General features: G+C 70.9%; 18 protein-coding genes. 8 read left to right on the forward strand and 10 right to left on the reverse strand.

Annotated elements, in window-relative coordinates:
* Window positions 1-41: 41 nt before the first annotated feature.
* The 3 genes from DFJ64_RS05295 to DFJ64_RS05305 form a co-directional block, all read right to left on the reverse strand.
* Window positions 42-1,076, reverse strand: a complete 1,035-nt coding sequence (locus DFJ64_RS05295) for a nucleoside triphosphate pyrophosphohydrolase (RefSeq protein ID WP_115849437.1) — start codon at window positions 1,074-1,076, stop codon at window positions 42-44.
* Between the two features lie 69 nt (window positions 1,077-1,145).
* Window positions 1,146-1,739: a hypothetical protein gene (locus DFJ64_RS05300; protein WP_115849438.1), complete on the reverse strand. Its 594-nt coding sequence runs from the start codon at window positions 1,737-1,739 to the stop codon at window positions 1,146-1,148.
* Between the two features lie 162 nt (window positions 1,740-1,901).
* Complete coding sequence (locus DFJ64_RS05305) at window positions 1,902-2,273, reverse strand: ArsR/SmtB family transcription factor (RefSeq protein ID WP_115849439.1); 372 nt, start codon at window positions 2,271-2,273, stop codon at window positions 1,902-1,904.
* Between the two features lie 149 nt (window positions 2,274-2,422).
* On the opposite strand from DFJ64_RS05305, the gene DFJ64_RS05310 reads away from it, so the two are divergent.
* Window positions 2,423-3,145, forward strand: coding sequence for a TMEM165/GDT1 family protein (locus DFJ64_RS05310; RefSeq protein ID WP_245940954.1), 723 nt, complete (start codon window positions 2,423-2,425; stop codon window positions 3,143-3,145).
* A gap of 119 nt (window positions 3,146-3,264) precedes the next feature.
* Here DFJ64_RS05310 and DFJ64_RS05315 read toward each other — a convergent pair whose 3' ends face one another.
* On the reverse strand, window positions 3,265-4,095 hold the full coding sequence (locus tag DFJ64_RS05315) for an aldo/keto reductase (RefSeq protein ID WP_115849440.1): 831 nt from the start codon (window positions 4,093-4,095) through the stop codon (window positions 3,265-3,267).
* Window positions 4,096-4,196: 101 nt separating this feature from the next.
* On the opposite strand from DFJ64_RS05315, the gene DFJ64_RS05320 reads away from it, so the two are divergent.
* Window positions 4,197-4,703 carry a hypothetical protein gene (locus DFJ64_RS05320; protein WP_170152504.1) on the forward strand — a complete coding sequence of 169 codons (507 nt, stop codon included), beginning with the start codon at window positions 4,197-4,199 and terminating at the stop codon, window positions 4,701-4,703.
* A gap of 649 nt (window positions 4,704-5,352) precedes the next feature.
* On the opposite strand, the gene mfd is transcribed toward DFJ64_RS05320, so the two are convergent.
* The 4 genes from mfd to DFJ64_RS05340 form a co-directional block, all read right to left on the reverse strand.
* Entirely contained in the window at window positions 5,353-8,982 is a 3,630-nt protein-coding gene (gene mfd / locus DFJ64_RS05325; protein ID WP_115849441.1) for a transcription-repair coupling factor, read from the reverse strand.
* 201 nt (window positions 8,983-9,183) lie between these two features.
* Entirely contained in the window at window positions 9,184-10,101 is a 918-nt protein-coding gene (locus DFJ64_RS05330) for a sulfotransferase family protein (RefSeq protein ID WP_245940955.1), read from the reverse strand.
* Entirely contained in the window at window positions 10,098-10,745 is a 648-nt protein-coding gene (locus tag DFJ64_RS05335; RefSeq protein WP_147304605.1) for an AMIN-like domain-containing (lipo)protein, read from the reverse strand. Before DFJ64_RS05335 ends, DFJ64_RS05330 begins: the two co-directional genes overlap by 4 nt.
* Window positions 10,742-13,825: a PKD domain-containing protein gene (locus DFJ64_RS05340; RefSeq protein WP_115851841.1), complete on the reverse strand. Its 3,084-nt coding sequence runs from the start codon at window positions 13,823-13,825 to the stop codon at window positions 10,742-10,744. The genes DFJ64_RS05335 and DFJ64_RS05340 overlap by 4 nt, the downstream gene beginning before the upstream one ends.
* Window positions 13,826-14,211: 386 nt before the next feature.
* On the opposite strand from DFJ64_RS05340, the gene DFJ64_RS05345 reads away from it, so the two are divergent.
* The 4 genes from DFJ64_RS05345 to DFJ64_RS05360 all read left to right on the forward strand — a co-directional run bounded on the left by DFJ64_RS05345 (window position 14,212) and on the right by DFJ64_RS05360 (window position 19,455).
* The gene (locus DFJ64_RS05345) at window positions 14,212-15,711 is read left to right on the forward strand and encodes a hypothetical protein (RefSeq protein WP_245940956.1); all 1,500 of its coding nucleotides are present in this window, start codon (window positions 14,212-14,214) and stop codon (window positions 15,709-15,711) included.
* Window positions 15,712-15,815: 104 nt separating this feature from the next.
* Window positions 15,816-17,030 carry an aminoglycoside phosphotransferase family protein gene (locus DFJ64_RS05350; protein WP_147304606.1) on the forward strand — a complete coding sequence of 405 codons (1,215 nt, stop codon included), beginning with the start codon at window positions 15,816-15,818 and terminating at the stop codon, window positions 17,028-17,030.
* A complete protein-coding gene (locus tag DFJ64_RS05355; RefSeq protein WP_170152505.1) occupies window positions 17,027-18,442 on the forward strand; it encodes a Wzz/FepE/Etk N-terminal domain-containing protein in 1,416 nt (471 codons plus the stop codon). Before DFJ64_RS05350 ends, DFJ64_RS05355 begins: the two co-directional genes overlap by 4 nt.
* Window positions 18,439-19,455 (forward strand): glycosyltransferase family 2 protein, encoded by a 1,017-nt coding sequence (locus DFJ64_RS05360; protein WP_115849446.1) that lies wholly within the window; start codon window positions 18,439-18,441, stop codon window positions 19,453-19,455. The genes DFJ64_RS05355 and DFJ64_RS05360 overlap by 4 nt, the downstream gene beginning before the upstream one ends.
* Before the next feature lie 40 nt (window positions 19,456-19,495).
* Here DFJ64_RS05360 and DFJ64_RS05365 read toward each other — a convergent pair whose 3' ends face one another.
* Window positions 19,496-20,035, reverse strand: coding sequence for a glycosyltransferase (locus DFJ64_RS05365; protein ID WP_115849447.1), 540 nt, complete (start codon window positions 20,033-20,035; stop codon window positions 19,496-19,498).
* Window positions 20,036-20,052: 17 nt separating this feature from the next.
* Window positions 20,053-20,538 carry a PssD/Cps14F family polysaccharide biosynthesis glycosyltransferase gene (gene pssD, locus DFJ64_RS05370; protein WP_115849448.1) on the reverse strand — a complete coding sequence of 162 codons (486 nt, stop codon included), beginning with the start codon at window positions 20,536-20,538 and terminating at the stop codon, window positions 20,053-20,055.
* Between the two features lie 255 nt (window positions 20,539-20,793).
* Between pssD and DFJ64_RS05375 the strand changes: the two genes are divergently transcribed.
* Both DFJ64_RS05375 and DFJ64_RS05380 read left to right on the forward strand, forming a co-directional pair.
* Window positions 20,794-22,650 carry a hypothetical protein gene (locus tag DFJ64_RS05375; RefSeq protein WP_115849449.1) on the forward strand — a complete coding sequence of 619 codons (1,857 nt, stop codon included), beginning with the start codon at window positions 20,794-20,796 and terminating at the stop codon, window positions 22,648-22,650.
* Window positions 22,647-25,556, forward strand: coding sequence for a polysaccharide biosynthesis C-terminal domain-containing protein (locus DFJ64_RS05380; protein WP_115849450.1), 2,910 nt, complete (start codon window positions 22,647-22,649; stop codon window positions 25,554-25,556). Before DFJ64_RS05375 ends, DFJ64_RS05380 begins: the two co-directional genes overlap by 4 nt.
* Window positions 25,557-25,562: the final 6 nt, after the last annotated feature.

Raw genomic sequence — 25,562 nt, forward strand, 5'->3', positions numbered from 1 at the left:
GACCCGACCCGCCCGGAGACGGCGGGACGGCCGAGCTCGACTCAGCTTTGCGCCTCCGCGGCGTGGACCGCCTCGACGAAGCGACGGCAGGCGTCGCGCAGAGCTTGCTCAGGATCGATTCCAGCGGTGTGGGCTCGCCGGACCAGCGCGAACAACGCGCGACCGATGTCGTCCGTCGTGGGCCGGTCCGGCAGACGCGGCTCGTCCTCGTCCACGTCGGCAAGGTCGAGGTCCCGCCCCGCGGTTCGGCCGAGGAGCTTGTCGGCGAGCGTGAGCGCCGGCAGCGCGAGCGGCACCCCCTCGACCGCCGATCGGCGTCCCTTCTCCTCCTCCTTGAGCGCGTCCCACATGTTCTCGATCTCGGCGACGTCGTCGACCTGCGCCGACCCGAACACGTGCGGGTTGCGGCGGATCAGCTTCTCCACCAGGTCGCCGGCCACGTCGTCGATCGTGAAGGGTGCCTCGGGGTGCTCGCTGGCCAGCTGGGCGTGGAAGGCCACTTGGAAGAGCAGGTCCCCCAGCTCCTCGCGCAGGTGCACGCGGTCACCGGTCTCGACTGCCTCGACCGTCTCGTACGTCTCCTCCACCAGGTAACGCACGAGTGAGCGGTGCGTCTGTTCGCGCACCCAGGGACAGCGTGCTCGCAGCTGGTCCATGACCGACACCAGGTCGAGCAGGCGCGCGCCCGGTACGTCGTAGGAGGCGGGAAGCACCTCGAGCACGGGCTGGTCGGCCTCGCCCGCCTCCGCCCGACTGGCCAGCAGGTGCCCGAGGGCGCGGCCGAGCCAGGAGCCGTCGTCCGATGCCAGCCACACCAGGTCCAGGCCGGTCGCCGCCTCGTCGACGAGCGAGCGCGCGATGCGCTCCGCCCGTGTCGGCTGCTCGACGTCCAGGATGTCCTCCTCGAACGTCCGCACCTCCACGCCGGCCGCCTCGAGCGCGACGCGTTGCGGGTGCTCGGGGTCGTCGGTCAGGACGCGGTCGGCCCGTTGGAGGATCTGCCACGCCGGCCAGCTGAGCAGACCGGGCGCGACGCGCGGGCTGGTGAGGAGCAGGGTGATGCGTCCGGCGGTCACGGACGCCAGGCTACGGCGGCGTGGTCGAGACGCCGCGGTGTGGGCACCGACGTCGGCGCCACGGGCCTCCTACGGCCGCACCTCACCGCGGGTGCGCACAAGCTGGCCACCCAAGGGCGCCAGACCGAGTCCCTCCCACCTGCCGTAGCGGGGGTTGACTTCGACGCCGACCTCACGGGCGGTCTTGGCCACTTCCGCGCGAAGCCTCAGATCGACCTCCTGCTGATCCGCGACACTAGCCGGTCGCCTGCCCAGCAGCTTGACGGCGAGCTCGTCGGAATACGCGAGGAACCGCGCGTACTCGTCGATCAGCCCACGGGGGATCTGGCGCTGTTGCTGACGGAGCTCACGCTTCTCCCGGTCGATGTCGGCCTGGGTGACTCGGACGCCCAAGCGCTCCCCGGTCGCGGCAGCGAGCTTGAAGTCGATCATGACCCGGAGCAGGTTGCGCTGGGACTCGCCGACCACGGAGGTGTCGTTCGGGTTCGCCCCGACGAGCTCCAGGCCCTCCCTGACCTGCTCCTGGAGGAAGCTGACCGGGATCGTCTCGTCGCCCACCCGAGCCGCGACGCTTGGGTCGTTCAGCGAGCCGCAGCCGGTCAGTCCGAGTCCGGCGACGAGGGCTAGTGCGGCGAACCGACGAGTGAGCCTCTGACCGACCACGGGACTCCTCTTGTTGTTCTCGTACGTCGTGGTTGTTCGTGGACGTGGGCGCCTTCCAGACGACCCGATCGTACGCAGCGCCCCGACGCCGGCGTTCGCCGGGCCAGGGTCCCCGAGCTCGAGATCACCGCAGCTCTCCGGGGTCGGGATCGCGGGCACCGATCACTCGGAACGGGAGCGCCGGCTGGGGTGGACGGGGGTCGGAGGGTCGGGCGCGAGCGAGCCGTCGGGAGCGATGTGCTGGAAGATCTGGTCGACGAGCGTGAGGACGTGCGGGTCCTCGACGGCGTAGATGTGCCGCCGACCCACCCGGCGTGAGGTGACCAGCCCGGCGAGCCGGAGCTTGGCGAGGTGCTGGCTGACGGCTGCCACGGTGGCACCGGTGTACTCGGCGAGCGTGCCGACGTCGTACTCCCCACGCGCGAGTAGCCAGACCAGGTGGAGTCGGGTGGGCGCGGAGAGCAGGTCGAAGGTTTCGGCGGCGGCCTTCAGCTGCGGTCCAGTGGGCCCGTCGACGCGAGGATCGGTGCTCATGTCCCGTCCGATTGTTCCCCACGGGTCCGCCTGGCTGACGGTGAGGGTGTGGCGAAGCTCACATTCTTCTATTACTTGCGCAACTATTTGACAATCAGCGTCAGCGCCGGGCAGGCTGGACCGCGCGGAGGGGAGTAGCCCCCAACGCCGTGGTCGACACGCTGGCGCTGACCCGCGCCCGGCCCGGCGGCCTACGCGACGCGGAGGCGGGCGAGACCTTCGACCCAGGCGGCACGCCGGGTCGAGGGCACGCCTCGATCCGGCCGGATCGAGGAACGGACGACGTGGACGCACTCACCACGAGCTTTCTGGTCAGCTTCGGCGTCATCTTCGTCGCCGAGCTCGGCGACAAGTCCCAGCTCATGGCGATCACCTTCGCCAGCCGCTACAACGCCACCCAGGTGCTGGTCGGCATCAGCCTCGCCACCGCCGTGGTGCACGCCCTCTCGGTGGGCCTGGGCTACGGCCTCGGCGCCAACCTCCCCACGGCCTGGGTGTCCTTGGCGGCAGCCCTCGCCTTCGTCGGGTTCGGCATCTGGACAGTGCGCGGCGACAGCCTGTCGGAGACCGAGAAGCAACGGGCACAGCGAAGCGGGCGAGCCGCGATCATCGCCGTCACGGTGGCCTTCTTCCTCGCCGAGCTCGGCGACAAGACCATGCTCGCCACCGTCACCCTGGCCACTCACCACGAGTCCTTCGGCACCTGGTTCGGCTCGACGCTGGGCATGGTCGCCGCCGACGCGGTCGCCATCCTCGTCGGACACCAGCTCGGCAAGCGGCTCCCAGAGCGGGCCGTCCGGTACGGCGCCGCCGCGCTCTTCGTCGTCATCGGTCTGTGGCTGCTGGCGGACGCCGTTCCCCAGCTGGTCTGAGGGCTCCATCCGGTCCGCCCGCCAGGCCCCGTCACCAGGCGGGGTCCGGCCCCGGAGCAACGACGTGGCCCGGCCCCTCACACCGGGGCCGGGCCACCGCACGTGGACGCGACTGAGCGTCAGCCCTCGAACTCGTCCGGGTTGCCGCCGGTGCGCATGCCTTTGTCGAGGCCGCTGATCTCGTCGACCTCCTCGACCGTCAGCTCGAAGTCGAACACGTCGAAGTTCTCCTTGATGCGCGACGGCGTGACCGACTTCGGAATGACGATGTTCCCCAGCGCCAGGTGCCAGCGGATGACCACCTGAGCGGGGGTCTTGCCGTACTTCTCGGCGATGCGCGTGATCACCGGGTCCTTGAGCAGGTCCCCACCGCGCGCGAGCGGGCTCCACGCCTCGGTGGCGATACCGTTCTGGGCGTTGAACTCCCGCAGCTCGGCCTGGACGAGGTAAGGGTGCAGCTCGATCTGGTTGAGCGCGGGAACCGTGGTCGTCTCCTGGAACAGCCGGCGCAGGTGGTGGGGGTGGAAGTTGGAGACGCCGATGGCGCGCACGACACCGTCGCTGTACAGCTTCTCGAAGGCCCGCCACGTCTCCACGTACTTGTCCTTGCGGGGGCAGGGCCAGTGGATCAGGTAGAGGTCGATGTAGTCGAGCTTGAGGCGACGCAAACTCTCATCGAACGCCTTCAGCGTGCTGTCGTAACCCTGCTCGCTGTTCCACAGCTTGGTGGTGACGAACACCTCCTCCCGGGGAATGCCGGACGCCGCGATCGCCTTGCCGGTCCCCTCTTCGTTGCCGTAGGCCGCGGCCGTGTCGATGCTCCGGTACCCCACCTCGAGGGCGGTCGTGACAGCGTCCACCACCTGGTCGTTGGGGATCTGCCAGACCCCGAAACCCAGCTGGGGGATCTGGACGCCGTTGTTGAGGGTTCGCATGGGAACGCTGCTCATCGAATACGGGACCTCCACGTCAGGTCATGTCGTGTCGCGCCTATTGTCAGGCGAGCCAACGGCACCCATCAGATCACACAGATGCGGCTGCCTCCACCGCCGTGACGACCTGGACCGGACGACGGCACTCTCCGATCGCCCCTGACGGCTACCTGGCCGGGATCGGGGCCGACGTGGTGGACGTGGGGAACGGCGTCGGTGTCCGCTCAGGCCACGGGATCGGCACCGGCGGCACTGGCCTCGACGTCGGCCTGGACGTCGGACTCGGCGTCGGCTCCGGTGTGGGGCTCGGCGCCGGGTCGGTGGTCGGCGCCGGGTCGGTGGTCGGCGCCGGGTCGGTGGTCGGCTCGGGTGAGGGCTCGCTCGTCGGCCCTGGTTCTGTGGTGGGCTCCGGCGTCGGCTCGGTCGTGGGTGTCGGCGTCGGCTCGGTCGTGGGTGTCGGCGTCGGCTCGGTCGTGGGTGTCGGCGTCGGCTCGGTCGTGGGTGTCGGCGTCGGCGAGGGCTCGAGCGTGGGATCACTCGTCGGCTCGGAGTCCGAGGTCGGTGACGGCTCCGGTCCGCGCGGCGACGGGTCGGCCGGCGACGGTGTCGGCTCACCCGAAGACTGACCGGAGTGCCACGGCGACCCAGCAGCTCGTGCCGTCGTGGCGGCTGGCCTCGCCGCGTGGACGAGCGGCGACGGGACCGGCGACGTGGGCGCCAGGATCGGCGAGCCTTTGCTCACCGGCGCGTCAGCGGACGGAGCGCGGGAGCCACCAACCCGCTGCGTGTCGCGCTCGGACGGCAGCGTGAAGCCCCGCGACAGGCTCTGCGCCACCGTCGGCGGCCCCGAGGCCACCGGGCCGCCCTCGTTCGGCCCGAAGACCACCCAGCCGACGCCGGCGGCGGTGCTCAGTCCGACGAGGCATCCGACCGTGACAGCGATGGGAACGGCTCGCTGCTCCATCCAGGTCCAGGCTGAGCTGACCCGGCCCTCCCCCTGGGGGCGTTCACCCCGGTGGCGGCCGCGTTGGTCTCGACGGCTCCCCACGGCGGGCAGGCGTACGGTCTCCTCCGACATCTCGGGCTTCATCGGCCCTCCCCGGCTATCGCGTCGACCTCCTGCGATGCCCCCGTACTGGCTCAGCCGACGCAAACCCTAGCTGATTGCCTTTGCGGGCCAGACGGTCACGATCCGTAGCAATGGGGCGGGAAGTCTCGCGAAATGATCACGGACAGTGAGTGAGGCACGGGATACAGCGGGCGAAGGCCAGGCGACTACCTCGCTGGTACGGCCGCGCCGTCCAGCAAGACCGCGTCGATGAGCTCGCGGGCCCAGGCCAGCAACTCCACATCGCGCAGCGGTTGACCGCCGATCGGCGCCGTCGTCGGCCGCGGGACCAGAATCGTCCGGATCGGCCGCTTCACCACCGACCGGGGATACAGGCGGGTCAGCCGCAGCTCCTGGCTCTCCCGCAGCTCCACCGGGCTGAACCGCACCTGGTTGCCCTGCAGCGTGACATCGGTGAGGCCCGCCTTCCGGGCATGAATCCGGAACCTCGCCACCTCCAGGAGGTTCTCCACCGGACGGGGCATCGGGCCGTACCGGTCGACCAGCTCGTCGGCGACCTGGTCGACCTCCGCCAGGTCCCGGACGGCGGCCAGGCGCTGGTACATCTCCAGACGCAGCCGCTGGCTGTCGATGTAGTCGCGCGGCAGGTGCGCGTCGACCGGCAGCTCGACCTTGACCTCGGCCTCCTCGGGCTCCGCCTCCCCGCGAAACTCGGCCACAGCCTCGCCCACCAGTCGCACGTACAAGTCGAAACCGACGTCGGCGATGTGGCCGGACTGCTCGTCCCCCAGCAGGTTGCCGGCACCGCGAATCTCGAGGTCCTTCATCGCCACCGCCATGCCGGCGCCGAGCTCGGAGTGCTGCGCGAGCGTGGCCAGCCGCTCGTGCGCGGTCTCGGTGAGCGGCCGCTCGGGCGGATAGAAGAAGTAGGCGTACGCACGCTCCCGGCCGCGTCCCACGCGACCCCGCATCTGGTGCAGCTGCGACAGGCCGAACAGGTCGGCGCGCTCCATGATCAACGTGTTCGCGTTGGAGATGTCCAGGCCCGCCTCCACGATCGTCGTGCAGACCAGGACGTCGGCGCGGCGCTCCCAGAAGTCGAGCATCACCTGCTCCAGGCGGTGCTCGCCCATCTGGCCGTGCCCGACGACCACCCGCGCCTCCGGCACGAGCTCCCGGATCCGCGCGGCCGCCTTCTCGATCGTCTGCACCCGGTTGTGCACGTAGAAGACCTGGCCCTCACGGAGCAGCTCGCGTCGGATCGCGGCGACGACCTGGCGCTCGTCGTACGGGCCGACGAACGTCAGCACGGGGTGGCGCTCTTCCGGCGGCGTCATGATGGTGGACATCTCGCGGATGCCGGTGATCGCCATCTCGAGGGTGCGCGGGATCGGGGTCGCCGACATGGTGAGCACGTCGACACTGGTGCGCAGCGTCTTGAGCTTCTCCTTGTGCTCGACGCCGAAACGCTGCTCCTCGTCGACGACGATGAGGCCGAGGTCCTTGAACCTCACCTCGTCGCCGAGCAGTCGGTGCGTCCCGATGACGACGTCCACGGTGCCCGCCGCCAGGCCGCTGATGACCTCCTGGGCCTCCTTGTCGGTCTGGAACCGCGACAGCGCCTTGACCGTGACCGGGAACGGCGCGAACCGCTCCGAGAACGTGGCGTAGTGCTGCTGCACGAGCAGCGTGGTCGGGACGAGAACGGCCACCTGCTTCCCGTCCTGCACCGCCTTGAAGGCCGCCCGAACCGCGATCTCGGTCTTGCCGTACCCGACGTCGCCGCAGATCAGCCGGTCCATCGGCACGGGCTTCTCCATGTCCCGCTTGACGTCCTCGATGGTGGCGAGCTGGTCGGGCGTCTCGACGTAGGGGAAGGCGTCCTCCAGCTCACGCTGCCACGGCGTGTCCGGACCGAACGCGTGCCCGGGCGTCGCTTGTCGCGCGGCGTAGAGCTTGATGAGCTCGCTCGCGATCTCGCGGACCGCCTTCCGCGCGCGGCGCTTCCGCTTGGCCCAGTCCGAACCACCGAGCCGGTCGAGGCTGGGCTGCTCACCGCCGACGTAGCGGGTGACCTGGTCGAGCTGGTCGGTCGGCACGAAGAGCCGGTCGCCGGGCTGGCCTCGCTTGCTGGGGGCGTACTCGATGACGAGGTACTCGCGCGTCGCTCGCTGCTGGCCGCTGCCGACGGTGCGCTCCACCATCTCCACGTACCGGCCGACCCCGTGCTGCTCATGGACGACGTAGTCCCCGGGACGCAGCTCGAGCGGGTCGATCGTGCGCCGCCTTCGGCTCGGCATCCGGCGCTGGTCCTTGGTCGAGACACCCGCTCGACCAGCGATGTCGGCCTCGGTGAGGACGGCGAGACGCAGCCCGGGCGCGACGAAACCGCGGTCGATCTGCCCGCAGGTCACATGGACGAGGGCCGCCTCCGGCGGCGCGGCGAGCTGGTCGACGAACCGGGCTGGAACCTCGCGATCCCGCAGAACCTCCACCATGCGCTGGGCGGGTCCATGGCCCTCGGTGACGAACACCACCCGCCAGGCGTCGTGGACCCAGCCGCGAACGTCGGCGACCATGGCCTCGGTGTTGCCGCGGTAACCGTCCGTGGCCTGGGCGTCGACCGACGTCGACTCGACCGCTCCCTGCTCGACGTCGATGTCGACCTGAACCAGCTCGCCGGCCTCCGTCCGGACCGGCTCCGACGGCGTGGTCCGCTCCGCTGTGAAGGGCGAGATGCTCCACCAGGCCAGACCGTGGTCGAGCGCGTGGCGACGGACATCCGCGAGCGACCGGTAGGCCGCCTCACCGAGGTCGATCGGCGCCTTGCCGCCCGCGGCCGCCGCCGCCCAGCTCGCCTCGAGGAACTCCTTGCTGGTCGCCACGAGGTCGTGCGCCCGGCTCCGCACCCGCTCGGGGTCACAGACCAGCACGTGGGTGCCGGCGGGCATGAGGTCGAGCAGGAGCTCCATCTCGTCGACCAGCACGGGCGCGAGCGACTCCATGCCCTCGACGGCGTGACCGTGGGCGAGCTTCTCGAACAGCTCGGCCAGCTCAGGGTGCTCCTGAGCGAGCTTGGCCGCGCGCTCGCGCACCTGATCGGTCAGCAGCAGCTCACGGCAGGGTGGCGCGTACAGCCCATGCTCGGCGCGACCGAGGGAACGCTGGTCGGCGACCCGGAACGACCGGATCTCGTCGACCTCGTCCCCGAACAGCTCCACCCGGACCGGGTGCTCCTCCGTGGGCGGGAAGACGTCCACGATCCCGCCGCGAACGGCGAACTCGCCCCGACGCTCGACCAGGTCGACGCGGGTGTAGGCGGCCGCCACGAGCCGCTCGACGAGCTCGTCCAGGTCGCACTGGTCGCCCTCGCGCAACGACACTGGCTCCAAGTCGGCGAGCCCGCGCACCTGCGGCTGGAGCACGCTCCGCACCGGCGCGACGACCACCTGCGGAGCCGGCGCCTCCTTGGTGGGGTGGACCAGCCTGCGCAGCACGGCCAGCCGACGCCCCACGGTGTCGGAGCGCGGGGACAACCGCTCGTGCGGCAGCGTCTCCCACGCCGGGTAGTAGGCCACCGCGTCGTCGTCGCCCAGCAGGCTTCGCAGCGCCGAGGTGAGCTCCTCCGCCTCGCGCCCGGTCGCCGTCACCGCCAGGACGGGACGGTCGGCGCCGCCCAGCTCGCGAGGCGCAGCGATCGCCGCGACCGCGAACGGCTGAAACGGCTTCGGCGCGGTGATGTCCAAGGGGGCGGCAGCAGGTGCCCGGGCCGCCTCGACCGCCGAGGCGATCGTGGGGTCGGCGGTGACGAGTGCGACGAGTCCAGTGAGGCTCATGGGATCCTTGCCAGGGCGAGCGGGACGCGGACATCACGAACGCCCCGGTTCGCGTCGCGGACCGGGGTGCCTGGACAAGGCTAGCGCGGAGCGGCGACCGTCCCAGGCGGGCCGAGGCGTCCGTCGGTGAACGACGGACAGGACAGGGCGAGAGACGCAAAGACGGACGAACGGGGTCGGGCCTCCGCGAGGCCCGGCGGGTCAGCGCCGCCAGATCGGCGTCCGTCCGAGGATCTTCGCCAGCTCCTCGTCGAGGGGGAGGAAGTACTCGTCCAGCTTCTTGCGGACGTGCTCGGGCATGGGGTCGCCATCACGAGCGTTGTGTCGCTCGAATGACGGAGGCAGCCAGGAGGGCAGACCCAGGAACGCGAGCACCTCCTCGTAGACCTCCTCGGGCCGGGCGAAGAAGTCCTCGCTCTCGATGATGTGCACCTGGTCCCGGTCGAACAGCTCGAACACCCTCCGGAGCTGCTCGGCGTACCGGCCGCGCGTGACGTACGCGTGGTGACGGTGCGAGTAGCTCTCGTAACCCGGCTCGGTGCGCAGTCGCTCCTCCTCGCCGGCGAGTCGCTCCTCCTCCAGCTCCAGGGCGCGTTCGAACGGCTCGGTCTCGAAGCCCCGGGCGACCGCGTGCTTCCATGCCGAGTAGGCCCGCTCGACCGGGTTGCGGATCATGATGAGGAGCCGGACACCGGGCAGATCACGGGCGATCCGGGGCAGTGCCAGCGGGTGGTAGAGGTAGTAGCCGCTGGACTCCATCGCCTGAGGCTCGCCCGAGCCGACGGACCAGTCACCGGCTCGCCGCCGCGCCGTGGACAGCAGCGGGAAGTGTCCGCGGTACCACGCCGGTCCGCGGTGGTAGTTGAGGTCGAAGTAGTTGACGCCTTTGTGCAGGATGGGCCCCGCCACCACGGGGTGAGCGATGAGCGCCCGGTGGAGGGACGTCGTGCCACAGCGCTGACCGCCGACGATCAGGAAGCTGGGCATGAGGCGACCACCGGACGTGTAGCGGCCGATCGTTCGGGTCACCGCCCGGCCCGACCGCCTCACCCACGGCGGTGCCGCTGCCTTGAGTGCCGCCAGTCCTCCCCCTGATCCCCGAGGAAGCGTCCCACTCACCTGCTGCGCACCTCCACAACCAGTCGCGTCGGCTCGTACAGCTCCTTGGTCCGGAACTCGGCTCGCTTCGCGAGGCCCACGCCGAACCCCAGCTCACGCCCGACGTTGCGGGCGAGCACGGTCTGCTTGATCAGCGGCTGCTCGGGCTCCAGGTCGGCCGGAACGGCGAGTCGACCTTTCGTGTTGGGGTTGGTCAGGGAGAAGCTGACCTCCAAGTACGCGGTCCCACGCACCGGGATCGGATCGTCCTCGGCATGGGCCCGCACGGCGTCGACGTACCGCACGCGGTACTTCGGCAGCACGTCGGTGTCGGCGAAGGTGAACACCAGACGCTCGACCCCGTCGCCCCGACCGACCCGCAGATCGACCAGCCGGGCCGCGGCGTCGCTGCGGTTCCCCTGCGGCTTCTCCCCGAACTCGCTCGTGCGGGGCACCCCCGGCGTCGACTCGGGGAAGGTCGCCTCGACCTCCTCCATGTCGCTCGGGGACAGACCGGTCGAGCCGCGTCGCGTGTCCTCCGCCGCCACATCGGCCCGCGCGGGGGCGACACCCTCCCCGCTCGGCTCGTTCCGTGTGCACGCCGCACCGGCCGAGATCACCAATCCGGCGAGCACGAGTGCTGCGATGACCGTCCTCGCTCTCATGACGCCGGCCCGATCAGGATCGACCACATCGTGGCGTGTCGGCTCGCGGCGTCCGCAGTGGCCGTCAACCCGCCCCGTGGCTTGAGGCCGACCGTCGCGCCGCTGTCCGTCACGAGGCTCGAGACCCGCCCGCTGCCGGAGCCGAACGAGGTCCGCCGAACCGTCTGACCGGCGGGAGGCGTCCACGCCGTCGTCGCCGACGACTTGTCGGCCCAGTAGCTCACCAGCCACGCGCCCGACACGTTGTCGACCTGGGGCGTGGTGTGCGCCGCGGTCGCCTCGGTCTCCGCGGCGCTGGCGAACGCCCGCACCCCCAGGTTGGGTCCTCGGTAGGCGACCACCGCGAGGTCCGCCTTGCCGTAGTCGGACAAGGTCACCGTGACGGTCGCGCCCGCGTCCGTCGGCGCCGCGACCTTCTTCCACACCCGGGTCATGGTGCCCGACGTAGCTTGCGTGCCGACAACCGCCCACTCACCACCGGACCCGCCGCTCGGCGCCGAGATGGTGAGGTCCGCCGAGTTGACCGTCATGAAGAGCAGCAGCAGGTCACCTGCCGCGACGTCCCCCGGGATCGTCACCTGGTGTGTCCGCAGGTTCGCGTTGACACCGGCCTGCGCGACGAACCGCGTGGATGTCGCCGGAGGCGCGACACGAATGTCCTGGGTCGTCTCGCCCTGGCCACCGTCGTTGTCGGTGACGGTGAGCCGAATGGTGTAGCCGCCCTCACGCGCGTAGGTGTGGGACGCCGTACGACCGCTGCCGGTGGAGCCGTCACCGAAGTTCCAGGAGTACGACGCGATCGTGCCATCCGGGTCCCTGGACTGGCTCGCGTCGACGGTGCAGCTCAGCCCGTCGCACGACACGGTGAAGGCGGCCGTCGGCTCCTGGTTGGGCCGGGTGACCGTCACGTCGACGCTCGCCTTCCCGATCGCTCCGTTGTCATCGGTCACCGTGAGCGTGATCCGGTAGGTGCCGCTGGCGGAGAAGGTGTGGGACGGCGTGGGCCCGGTCGCGGTCGTACCGTCCCCGAAGGACCAGTGGTAGGACACGATCCGACCGTCGGGGTCGTGCGAGCCCACCGAGGTGAAGTCGCAGGAGAGCTCCTCACAGGAGGCGGCGGCGACGGCCACGGGTGCCTCGTTGGGCGGCGGCGTCCGGTCGGCCAGGACGAAGATCGCCCGGCTCCGCCAGTCGAGACCGTCGATGGTCGGGCCGCTCACCGGCCTGACCGTGCCGGGCACCGGCGCGCCGTCGCGGAAGGACACCCGGCGCAGGATCCCGTCGGACGAGGACGCGAAGTACAGCTGGTCGCCGACGAGGAACATGCCCGCCACCCGGGAGAAGTCCACACCCGTGATGCTGGCGCTGGCGGTCAGCCGCTGCGCCCCCACCACGAGGCTCTCCGGTGTGAAGTACCGGTAGTAGAGGTAGTTCGACCCGGAGCGGGTGTAGTACAGCCGACCGTTGTGGACGAACATGCCGGTGGCCGAGGCGACGTCGTTGTGCCAGGTCGTGTCCACCACCAGCTGGTCGGCGGTGTCGATGACCTGGCTGAGGCCGAAGCTCGACCCGTCGAACGAGCGACGGGTGAAGCTGCCGTCGGACCAGCCGGTGTAGAGCTGGTCGCCGAGCATGAACGCGCCACGCACCTTGTCCCAGGACAGGCCACCGGCCGGGGCCACGGTGGCGTCGCCGACGGTCTGCCCGTCGAAGTGGACCTTGCGCGGCGAGACGTTCGATCCGCCTGTGGGGACGACGTACACCTCGCCCGGCAGCTGCCCGGGGTTCAGCCGTGGCACCTCGGTGCCACCGGCGAGCGGGAAGAACGCGATCCGCGCGTGGTACTCCCAGTTGCCGATCCGGTCGGTGTCGCTGCCCACCCACAGGCCTTGGGAGGTGGCCAGCATGTCGAATACGCCCACGCCCTTCGTACGCCCGGGGTTCCACCGCAGCGGCAGCCCGTTGGTGGGGTCGAGAGCGGCGATGCCTTCGCGCGCCACCGCGCCAGGGCCGGCCTTGTCCCCCCGGTGGGGGTTGTTCTGCCAGCGGAAGTGCCCACCGACGTAGACGGCGGTGCCCGTCACCGCCACGGCGTAGGTGGTGTCCCCGCCGGTGTAGTTCACCCACGTCGGCTTGAGGTTGGACCCGCGAGCCCCGGTCTCGAACCGGGCCGTGGTGTCACAGGGACCCGGCGGGCCACCGGCGTAGCTGCCGGTCGTCGACACGACGAAGTAGGAGCCGTCCGGCGCGATGTCGAGGTCGCGCATGTAGGAGTCGAACGACGAGGAGCATTGCGCGGAATAGAAGTCGGTGTGCCAGTCAGCCAGGCGCGCCCTCTGACCGGTGAGGTCGAGGACCGCGATCTGCGGGCGGGACTGGTCCTCGACCTTCGTGAAGTTTCCGATCGCCACCAGACGCGACCCGTCGGGCGTCACGTCCATCTTCATGACCTGGAGGACGCCGCCGTTGCGCGGGCCGGAGAAGGTCAGGCCCTGGAAGGGGTCGAACGCCCCGGTCTTGGGGTCCACGGTCGCCAGGGCGGCCTGCGGCCGGTCGGCGACGTAGCCGAAGGTGCCGGCCACGAAGAGCCGGCCACCGCTCAGCCGGAGGTCCTTGACGCGCCCGTTGAGCTTGGGAGCGGTGAAGCCCGGCACCAACGCGCCGTCGGAGAGCCGGATCCGGGCGAGACTGCGGGACGGCGTGCCGTTCACCGTGTCGAAGAAGCCGCCCACGAACACCGACGCGTTGTCCTCGGCGACGGCGAGCGAGGTGACCTCGCCGTCGACCTCGGGCGCGAAGCTCGTGCTCACCGCGCCGGTGGTGGCGTTGAAGGCGACCAGGTTGGTCCGGTCGTAGATGGTCCTGCCGTCGGCGGAGCTCACCTGGGTGAACAAGCCACCCAGCACCACGGTGTCACCGACCTGCACGATCGCCTTGACACGTCCGTCGAGGACGTGGGGCGTCCAGTTCACCGGGTCGTCGCTGACGACCTTGGCTTGCGAAGTCTGGACGGCTTGCGCCGGCGGTGCGAACGACAGAGAAACGGCCGGCAGCGCGGAGCAGATGACGGCGAATGCCACGCCGAGGCGGCGTAGGAACACGGTGGTCCCCCCCGAGGTAGGACGAGACACAGCGGCGCTCCGCCGATGCAGCGGAGTGGGAGCGATGACGGCAGACGATGCCGACGCGGACGATAATCTTGCCGCCCTCGATGGTCTCCGGCAAGGCGTGATCTCGACCGGGCGCGACCACGCCGATGCGGGCTGTGGACGACTCGCGCGCGGTGCCCTGGGTCCCCGTTGGCGGAGAAGTCGGCATCCCCGCCCGCGATCACCCCAGGTCTCGTATCCTCGGGCACGGCCGGAAGGTGGCACGGGCTCGGCGCCGGCCAGGCCTGCGGACACCCCGACGGCACGCCGAGCTTCGGACTCACGTTCCCGTGGCCGCACGCGGGGAGGGCACCCAGATGGGGACGACGTCCGCCACGGGTTCGCCGGCAGTCCGACCGGAGGCCAGTGGCGTCGAATCAGGAGTCGGTGGGGCCGGCTCACGCACCCGGGAAGGCACCGCCGGGTCGAGCACCGCCGCGGCACCCGCCTCGCCCACCCCTGCCCGCAGATCCCGCGGCACCCGCCTCCCGGGCTGGCCGCTCACCGTGCTCTACCTCGGGTTTCCCCTCTGGTGGGCCCTCGGCCTGGCGACGTTCATGTTCGTCCTGGTGGCCGTCCCCATGGCGATCCACCTGCTCGCCCGGCCGCAGGTGCGGGCACCGCGAGGGTTCGGCCCGTGGCTCGCGTTCTTGGCGTGGATGCTCGCCGGCGTCACGATGCTGTGGGCCGACGCCCCCGGCGCCGAGCCGGGCGGCGGCGGACCCGGTCGACTGCTCGTCTTCGGGTTCCGTGCCGCGATGTACGTCGCCGCCACGGTCACCTGCTTGTACGTCCTCAACGCCGACGAGCACGACCTGCCCACCCGTCGGGTGGTGCGCCTCCTGGCGTCCATGTTCGTCGTGACGACCTGTGGCGGGCTGCTCGGCGTCGTGGCTCCGACGCTGGAGTTCCGCTCCCCCATGGAGATGCTGCTGCCGCGCGGCATCGCCACCAACGAGTTCGTCTCCCGGCTCATCCACCCGGCCGTGGCGGACGTGCAGACGATCCTCGGCTACGCGGAGGCACGGCCGATCGCGCCGTTCGCGTACGCCAACTCCTGGGGCGCGAACTTCTCGCTCTTCCTCCCGTTCTTCTTGCTCGCCTGGCTGGGACGCGACGCCGGCTGGCGGCGTGCGGTGGCACCGTTCGTCTTGGTGATCTCGCTGGTCCCGGTCGTGTACTCGCTCAACCGCGGCCTGTGGCTCGCCCTCGGTGTGGGCGTCTGCTACCTCGCGCTCCGGCTGGTCCAGATGGGGTACCACAGAGCCTTCGCGGCGCTCGTCGGCACCCTCCTGGTCGGGGCTGTCACCTTCCTGGTCAGCCCGCTCGGCGCGATGGCCCTGCGACGCCTGGAGTCGCCGCACTCCAACGACCGCCGTGAGCGACTGGCGGTGGAGACGGTCCGCTCGGTGCTCGAAGGCTCCCCCCTCCTCGGGTTCGGGTCGACGCGGGACGTACAGGGCAGCTTCTTCTCCGTGGCCGGCGGGGCCACCCCGGACTGCCCGGCGTGCGGTGTCCCCCCGTTGGGCACCCAGGGACAGCTTTGGCTGGTGATCTTCTCCCAGGGCCTGGTCGGCTTGGCGCTGTTCCTCGCGTTCTTCTCCCGCCAGCTCGCCGCGGCCTGGAAGGACACCTCGCCGCTCGCCGTCGCCGTCTGCTGCGTCCTGGTGTTCTTCGGCATCGAGCTGCTCGTCTACGACACCTACGACGCACCGATGGTGACGGTCATGATCGCCATCGGCTTGCTCGCCCGGCAGTCGGACGCACGAGCGCGCTGGCTGGACGGGCGGCTCGAGCGAGAAGGAGGCACACCCTGAGCGGCGACCAGTCCGACACCCTCACGGCGCTTCTGGAGACCATCGCGTTGCTGTGGCCGGCACCGGCGCGCGTGGACGTCCCCCTCGAGCCCGGACACGCGGTGGTGCGCGAGTTTCTGCTGCTGCCGAGCCGTCGTCATCCGAGCCTTGCGTTGCCGGCCGCCGGAGGCGGCGTGGCCGCCGCAGCGGTCCGCAAGTACAGCCAAGGGGTCGGCTGGACCGAGCGTGCCGCTCGAACCCTCGCGTCCGGTGTGCTCCGCCTCCCCGGCGGCTACGTGACGCTGCGTCGCCTGGCCCGGGACCGGCTGCGGGTGAGCGCACCCGTCGGAGCACTCGTCGACTCGATCGAACGTCACCTCGGCGAGATCCTCGGTGCGGACGTCGTCGTGACCATGACCGTCGGACCGCCCCGAGCCAACCGCAAGCCCATCCTGCAGGTCCTGGCGCTCGACGGCCGTACGGTGGCGTTCGTCAAGGTCGGCACCTCGGCGGTGAGCCAGGCGCTGGTCCGTGGCGAGGCTGAGGTGCTTTCCGCGCTGTGGTCGGCCGACCGACCTCCGCGACAGCTCCGGATCCCCCGGGTGCTGCACCACGGGCGATGGCGTGGCCTCGACCTCCTCGTGCTCACCCCGGTGCGCCCCACGTCGCTTCGGTGGCGACGCCAGGACGTCCCCACCGCCGCCATGCGAGAGCTCGCCGGCTGGCTCGGAACCTCCCGCCGCCCTCTCAGCACGAGCGAGGCGTGGAAGCTCGCCCAGGACACTCCCGCCCAGCTCGCCGACCCACGGCAGGCCGCGGAGTTCGAGCGCCTCGTCGACGTCGCCGGACAGCGGTACGGGGATGTCGAGCTGGCCCTCGGGGCCTGGCACGGCGACTGGACGCCGTGGAACATGGCCTGGGACGGCACCCAGGTGTTGCTCTGGGACTTCGAACGCTTCGCCACCGGCGTCCCGGTGGGGTTCGACCTCCTTCACTACACCCTGCAGGTGGTGCTCCGGGACCGCGGTGAGCGAGCGGCCGCCGACGTCGTCCGAGCCGTGCTGACCGGCGACCCCAGCCGCGTCCGGGCCGCCACGGGGCGGCGCCGCGGCGTCGCGGGCGGGTTGGTCCAGCGGGCGGTCACCGACCTGGTGAGTCGCCGCGTCGACGACGCCCACGACCCGTTCGCCGGCAACGACGTACCGGCCGTCATGGTGGCCTACCTGGTCGAGCTGGCCAGGCGTTACCTCCTCGCCTCGGAGCCACCCGAGGGCGCGCCCTTGCGGTCGCGGACTCGCTGGCTGCTCGACCTGCTCGCGGAGGTGGTGGTACGCCCGTGATCTCCGCGTCCACCCGGCACCTCACGGTCTCCACCGTGGACCTGGCGACCTACGGGAGCGCGCTGCGCCGTCACTGGCGGATGTGCGTCGCACTCGGCCTGGTCGGACTCACGCTGGGCGGGTTGCTGGCCGCGGCGATTCCCGCGACGTACACCGCGACCGCCAAGGTGTTCGCCCCCGCCGTACCCGCGCACGTCACCCTCGACCTTGGCCAGGCACGGGCCAATTCGCGACCACCACGGGAGTGGACGCAAGACACCGAGGCGGAGCTCCTCCGCTCGACGGCGGTGCTCGACCCTGCCGCCCGACGACTCGGCGACTCCTGGACGGCCGTCGACCTAGCTCCCCGCATCCACCTCGCCGTACCGACGAGCACCCGCGTGTTCCTGGTGAGCTTCACCGCCGAGGACGCCGAGACGGCCCGACGCGGCGCCCAGATCGTCGCGGAGGAGTTCGTTCGCGAGCGCTCGACGTTGCTTACCCGTCGCGCCCAGCGCATCACCGCTGCGCTACGCGATCGTCGCTCCCAGCTCCAGACGAGGCTCAGCGACGAATCCGCCACCTCGAGAGCGCGTGCGCGCCTCCGGAACCAGATCGCCCGGATCGACAAAGCGCTGCAGGAGGTCGCGGCCTCCAGCGCGAACCCCGCTCGGGTCGTGGAGAACCCGGACCCGCCACGGCAACCGGTTCGCGGCAACGTCGAGGTGCCGCCTGTCTCCGGTCTCATGACCGGTCTGCTCGCGGGCGTCGCCGTGGGATGGCTCCGGGACCGACGCCACCCCTACGTCCGAGACGCCGACGACGTCGCCCAGGTCACGAACCTGCCGGTCCTCGCCCACGTGGATGACCATTTCCTGCAAGCCGGGTTCGGGTCACGGACGGGGATCACGGCGCTCGCCGCGCTGCTGAGGCGCGCGGCACCCGTGGACGGCCTTCGTGTCCTGGTCACGGGATGGTGCCCGGACGACGTCCTCACCCTCGTCGCGGAGCAGCTCCGACGAGCGCTTGTGGCGGTGTCGAGTGACAGCGCGGAAGCCACCGACGTCGAGCGGGCCGCCACCACCCTCGACGGCGCCTCGACGGGTGCCGTGGCGGTGGTGAGTTGTCGTGCCGGCTCGGCCACCATGGTCCGCCGGGCCGGGGAGGCCGACGTGGTGCTTCTCGTGGCTGAGCTAGCCCGAGGCGTCCGACACGATCTCGCGCGGACCGCGCGGATCCTGCGTCGCACCGGTGCCCTGGCCGGCGTCGTCACCCTCGCCACGACGCGCATCGCCGCGACGTTCTCGTCCGCCCCCCAGCGCAGTTCAGAGCAGTCCAGCCCGGATCCGTCCGGCTCACCACCCTCGCCGGCACCGGCGACGCCGGCGGAGCCACCAGCCGACCAGACCATGACGGGGAGCGCAGCACCATGACCGAGACGACTCTCAACCCACCCACGAACGGCTCGTCGACCACGTCGACAGACGTCCCGAAGGCGGCGACAGCCCGGCGCGAGGACGTCACGGGCGGCACCGGAACCCTTCCCTTGGTGAGCGTCGTGATCGCCACCAAGAACCGTCCCGCCCTGCTGCGTCGAGCCATCGACGCGGTCCTCGGGCAGACCTATGCCGGTCCGATCGAGTGCGTCATCGTCTTCGACCACGTCCCCATCGACGAGTCGCTGGCGTACGAGGCGGAGAACCGCAGGGTCGTCTGCGTCCCCAACGTCCGCACGCCTGGTCTGGCGGGCGCGCGCAACAGCGGCATCGACGTCGCGGCCGGCGAGTTCGTCGCCTTCTGCGACGACGACGACGAATGGCTCCCGGACAAACTGCACCTGCAGATCGAGAAGCTCCAGTCCACCGGGTGCGACGTCGCGGTGTCCGGTATCGAGGTCCACTACGAGGGCAAGGTCACGCCGCGAGTGCCGCGCCCGGACGACATGACGGTGCGGGTCCTCGCCCGTCGGCGGGTCATGGAGGCTCACCCGTCGACGGTGGTGGTCCGGGCCAGCGCGCTGCGGGAGCGCATCGGTCTGGTGGACGAGGCGATCCCGGGCAGCTTCGGCGAGGACTACGACTGGATGCTGCGGGCCGCCCAAACCGCCCGGATCGCCGTGGTCGAGCGTCCGCTCGTGCGCGTGCTCTGGGGGCGCCAGTCGTACTTCACCAGGCAGTGGCGCGTCATCATCGAGGCGATCGACTACAAGATCGCCAAGCACCCGGCGCTCCGCGAGGACCCGCACGGGCTGGCCCGCCTCCGCGGTCAGCAGGCCTTCGCTTACGCCGCGCTCAAGGACCGGCGCTCGGCCCTGCGGTACGCCGCCCAGACCATCCGGCTCAACTGGCGGGAGCAACGGGCCTACGTCGCCATCCTGGTCGCGTTGGGCTTCGTCACCGCCGACCAAGCACTCGCCTTGGCCAACTCGGCCGGTCGAGGCATTTGAGCCTCGTCCGGTGCGCGGGCACTCTCCCGCGCACGCGACGTCAGCGCGCCCTTCCCGACGTGGGTGAGTCGTCTCGGCCACGGAACAGGCTCGCGACCAAGGCGGCGAAGCGCTGGACGGCCTCAGCGGTGGTGTCCGCCTCCTGCGTCGAGCTTGCCCGCACCAGCTCGGGGTCGTCCAGCGCCTGGTCGAGCACGCTCTCCAGCTCTTGCCGCGTCGTGACGGTCAGCACCAGGTCCCGTTTCACCAGATGGGTCACGAATCTCACTTGGTGGTCGTCGACGTGCTCGCCCAGACGAGCCCGGCGCGGCACGACGATCGGCTTGAGACCGTGCCGCCGCGCCTCCAGGATCGTCGACGGGCCTCCGTGACAGACGACGATGGCCGCCTGTGCCATCCACGCCTCGAGGTCAGCGTGGCCGAGGTACGCCATGCCGCGCGCGTGTTGGGGCGGCGTGGACGTCCCGTACTGGATGAGACAGTCGACCTCGGGCCGTCGGGCGCACCACATGTCCACCCAGGTCACCAGCCGGTGGAAGGGGTGGTAGTCCGTGCCGACGACGGTGAGCACGCGTCGCATGCGACTCACCGGGTCGCTCAAAGTAGTGTCCCCACGACGTGGGCGCCCTTGTACAGCGCGGCCTGCTCCTCCCACTGCACGCAGAACAGTGACGAGAGCGGTCGACAGAGCCGGCCGGTGAGCGTACGGCTGTCGAGCCGGTCGTAGACCTCGAGGTACACCGTCGGAATCCCCATCGCACGCGCCAGGAGGAAGAACGGGAACGCTACACCAGCGCCGGTCGAGATCACCACGTCTGGACGTGTGCGACGGAGGACACCGGCGGCGAGGACAAGGTTGCGCACGAGATTGGGGATGTTGCGGGTCGTCGGGAAGTGCGCCCAGACGACCTCCTCGCCCTGCAGACGTGACTTCGCGTCCTGCGTCGCGAACGTCACCCACACACGTTCCCGTGTCTCCCACCACGGTCGCAAAGCCAACAACTGCGCGAGGTGCCCACCGCTCGAGCCGACGAGGAGCAAACGTCGCGGCGGATCTGGGCGCGCGTCGTCATCACCGTGCATGTGACCCCCCAAGGACAAACCTGCGAACAATGTCAAGCCACGGGCTGACGAAGTTCCGGTGACAGGTAGTGGTCCGTCGATGCTGCAAGGTAGACGATCGACGAATCCGGGCGGCACGGGCGCTACACAATCGTGATCCCCGCTTGCGGAACGTCCCGACGCCGATGCGGAACGTGATCATGGCCGGAAAGTGGTTCGCCTCGGCCTACGGTGGTCTACCGTCTTCCGGCAGAGACGACCACAAGGGGAGGGCAGATGCGTGGCGCCACAGGCACGTCCACACCGGTGACGTTCGTGGCCACCGCACTGCGCCGTCACCTCGCCCTCCTCATCGTGCTCACCCTCGCCGGTGCGGCGTGCGGTGTCGGGGTGGCGATGCGCCAAGGCCCGCGGTACACCGCCAGCTCCTCCATCATGCTCAACCCCCTGCCGGGCAACCCGTACTCCCCGGAGGGACGCGGCGACCAGCTGGTCAACGTCGAGACCGAGGCGCAGCTCGTCCGCGCCGAAGGCGTCACCAAGCTCGTACGGCAACGGCTCGGCCTCGACGTCAGCGACGACGCGCTGCGCCAGCGCGTGAGCGTGGAGAACCCCCCGAACTCGCAGATCCTCCACATCTCCTACACCGCGTCGACACGTGAGGAGGCGCTGCGCGGCGCTCAGGCGTTCGCCACGGCCTACTTGAGCTACCGCGAGAACCTCGCGAAGACCACCATCGAGACTCGCCTCGAGCGGCTCCGCAGCCAGCAGCCCACCAGCGAAAGCCTGCAGAACGAGATCGACGCGCTGAGAGCCACGGACCTGACCCCAGGACACATCCTCAGCCCGGCCGACGCTCCGGAGTCGCCGCGCCGCACCGACCTCTTCGTCCTCGGCGGCGCCGGCGGCATCGGGGGCCTCCTCATCGGTGTCCTCCTGGCGCTCGTGCGTGCCCGCCGCGACGACCGCCTGCACGATGCCAACGACGTCGAAGCGGTCGATCTGCGACTGCTCGGCGTCGTCCCGGACGCCGACCGCTACAGCGCGGCACGAGCGGCCAACCCCGCTCAAGGGTTGCCCGAGTGCTACCGCGCGATCCGCACCGCCGTGATCACCTCCCTCGAGCGGCCACCGATGATTCTCAGCGTGGCGGGAGTCTCCGAGGAGGTCTCGGCCGCGCCCGAGGCCACCGCCATCGCCGTCGGACTGGCCAGGTCCGGGTTCACCGTCGTTCTCGTCGACGCGGTCGGCGAGGCGACCCGCATGCTCGCCGGCAGGTCGCTGCCCGGCCTCGCTGAGGTGCTCGCGGGAGAGGCCGAGCTCCGCGGCGTCCTCGTCCAACCCGAGGACAACCTCGTCCTGCTCCCGTTCGGTCAGCCGCAGCAGGAGACGATGGACCAGCTGCTCTCCCCGCGCATGCTGACCACCATCCGGCGGTTGCGGGACTGGTATGACTATGTGATCATCGCCGGTCAGTCGGCCGCCGGCGCCGACGGGCAAACCCTGGCGGCGCTCGCCGACGGTGTCGTCCTCATCGCCATCCGTGGAGTGACCACGCACCGCGAGCTCAGCGCCTGCACGTCCGCGCTCGCCCGCGTCCACGCGGTCCCCGTCGGTGCCGTCGTGTTGGACCGGCCCTCCCGTCGCCGTGGGCGCACCACGTCCAAGGCGGCTGACGAGTCCACGGCGGCTGACGACAACACCCCACAAGGCGACCGCTCCGCCGCGACCACCAGTCGCTCGACCGTTCCGTCCGCTGATGCGAGGCCGTCGACCAGCCCACGGTCGACGACGTCGTCCACCACGTCCCCGACCATGACGTCCACCGCCACGACCCACACCACCCGCGAGGCAGCCACGCGTGCGACGCAGGCACGGTCCGGCTCGACCTCGCCAGCCTCGGCGGGCCACGACCACGCCGCCTCCCGAACCGCCCCAGCCTCCACACCGTCGGACTCGTCGACAGCCGCAAGCTCGGCCCTCACAACCCCGGTCTCGTCCAGCCAGCGCGAGGCCATCCGCGGCGAGGCCCCCGAGAACGGGCACCCGGCCTCGGACCATCCGAGGTCTCCCGCACCTGATCACGAGGACGACTACCCGACCGCTCTCCTCTACCCGGCGGACGAACGGTGAGCTCCACGGCCTCTGTCCGACGACTCGCCCGCAGCGGCACCCTCAACCTCGCTGGGACCCTCGTCGGTGGCATCGCTGGCATCGCGCTGGTCATCGTGGTGACCAACGGCGCCCACGCCGATGTCGCCGGAACTCTCTTCGCCGCCACGTCGTTCTTCCTGCTCACCACCGCGGTCGCGACCCTCGGCACCGACGCCGGTCTCGCCCACACCATCCAGCGCCAGCTAGCGGCGGGCCGCCCCGCCGGCGCGGCCGCCGCCACCCGGACAGCGTTGCGCGTCGTCGGTTGCCTGAGTGTGGCGCTGGCGGGGATGGTCTGGGTCGCCGCACCGACCCTCACCGGACTGGTGAGCCATGACACGGACCCGGCGACCCTCGTCGCGACGTTGCGCGTGCTCGCCGTCCTGCTTCCCGTGGCGACGGCGTACGAGGTGCTGCTCGCCACGACGCTCGCGTACGGCACCGCCCGCGCCAACGTCCTCGTCGAGAAACTCGGTCGACTGCCCACCCAGACGGCTCTCGTCGCGGTCGCGACGCTGGTGGGAGCCGGACCGGTCGGACTGTCGATCGCGTGGGGAGCGCCCTACGTCGTGGGCCTCGCCATCGTGGGCTGGTGGTGCCTGCGTCTGATGCGAGGCCACGGTGCGGTCGCGCCCCTCACCGAGGCAGAGCAGGCCGAGGTCACCCGTGCCTTCTGGGCCTTCACGACGCCTCGGGCGGCTGGCCGCATCTGCCAGGTCGCCCTCCAGCGCGCCGACATCGTCCTGGTCGCGGCGCTCCTGGGACCCGCGGACGCGGCGGTCTACACAGCCGCGACCCGTTTCCTCGTCCTCGGGCAGCTCGCCACGCAGGCCGTCCAGCAGGTTCTCCAGCCCCAGCTCTCCGGTCTGTTCGCCCGCGGGGACCTCGCCGAGGTCCGGCGCCTCTTCGTCGTCGCGACCGCCTGGCTCATGGCTCTAGCCTGGCCGGTCTACCTGGTCAGCGCCGTCGCGGCGCCGGTGCTGCTCCAGGTCTTCGGCGAGGGGTACGGCGACGGTCGCGCGACCGTGGTCATCCTCTGCCTGACCATGCTGGGCGCGACCGCGTGCGGGTCCGTCGACGTCGTGCTGCTCATGGCCGGACGCAGCCGGGCCAGCCTGGTCAACAACGCCGCGGCGCTCGTCGTCGACATCGTGCTCCTGTTCCTGCTCGTGCCGAGCCTCGGCATCACCGGCGCGGCGCTCGCGTGGGCCGCCGCCCTCGCTGTCCGCAACGTCTTGCCGATGGTTCAGGTCCGCCGGGCGTTCGGAGTCTCCTCGCTCGGCGCGCCGGTCGCCTGGGTGGCCGCCAGCGCGGCTGTGTGCTTCGGCCTGGCGCCCCTGGTGGTCACCCTCGTGGTCCCGCCCACCCCGTCGAGCATGGCGGTGTGGCTGCCCGCGGCCGGACTCGCGTACGCCGGTCTGCTCTGGCGTGGACGTCGGATCCTCCAGCTGAGCGCGTTCCGGACCGCGTTCCCCGTGCCGCGACCCCACGCGGTGCTGCGACGACTCACGCGCCTGGCGACCGCCCTGCTGGCGCGTGTCACGCGCCTCCTACGACGTCTGCCGATCCCGCACCGGGTTCGCGTGGCGCTGTCCACGCTGTTGTTGCGCCGCCCCGGGCTCGCCGAGGTACCGCTGGACCGCCTGCTGCTCGGGGTGCAGGACGGCGTCTCGACCAGCGAGTACGCCGAACGGTTCGACGACCTCCTGTGGGCCTCCACACCCATCGCCCAGGGCCCTCACGCGTGGTTGTTGCGCGCCGCCGCCGAGCGCGGCAGCGCGGGCCTGAGCGACGAGGAGATCCTCGCGTCGCCGTACGGCACACACGCCAGACGCTGTCTCCAGCTCACCGGACGCTACTTCTCCGCGACCGACGACGCCGGCATCGTGGCGGAGGCGCGCTCCTTCTTGGCCCGCGCCGGCGAGCACCACGCCGCCCCTGTGCCCGTACCCGCAGGCGTGGTGTCGAACGAGCTCGCCGAAGCCAGGCCGGTTGCGCACCCCGGCACGGACAGCGGAGGCGTCCCGCCCGAGGCAGCTCTTCGTACCGGTAGCCACGCCCACAGCGGCCCGCGGGACCCCATCCTGGTCGCGCCCATCCGCGACTCCGACTGCTTCCAGATCCTCGACGGCCACCACCGGCTGGCCATGCTCGCCCACCGGGGCGCCCGCACGGCTCACGTCAAGGTCAAGCGGATTCCCGTCACCACGCCACTTCAGGACCTGCTGTCGCGGATGAGCTGGATCGGCGGGAAGAAGGAGCTGTACCAGCCGATCGACGCGCCCGAGCTGCGTCAACGCTGGGTCGTCGTGCGGCGCTGCACCGACCGGCTCGCGCTCATGGAACGCTTCCTGGCCGAGCACGACATCCAGCCGCCGGGGCGCGACTACCTCGACGTGGCCAGCTGCTACGGCTGGTTCGTCCACCAGATGAGCGAACGGGGCTTCGCCGCGTACGGCGTCGAGCGCGACCCCCTGGCGCCTCGCCTCGGCGCGGCCGTGTACGGCCTGGATCCGGGACGCATCCACGTCGGCGACGCTGTGGAGTTCTTGCGCGAGGCCGAGAGCAGTGGTCGACGCTGGGACGTCGTCTCCTGCTTCAGCCTCCTCCACCACTTCGTGCTCGGGCGGGGCAGCACCACGGCGGAGGAGCTCGTCCGGCTGCTCGACCAGGCGGCCGGCCGTGTGCTGTTCCTCGACACCGGTCAGGAGCACGAGGCGTGGTTCGCCCACTCGCTCAAGGGGTGGAACGCCGAGTCCATCGCGGCGTTCCTCCGCGAGCACACGACGTTCGACGAGGTGGTCGACCTCGGGCCGGACCAGGACGCCGTCGGCCCGTATGCCGACAACTACGGCCGGCACCTGTTCGCCTGCATCCGTCGGTGAGCAACA

Origin of the sequence: Thermasporomyces composti, from assembly GCF_003386795.1 — a bacterium.
GTDB lineage: Bacteria > Actinomycetota > Actinomycetes > Propionibacteriales > Actinopolymorphaceae > Thermasporomyces > Thermasporomyces composti.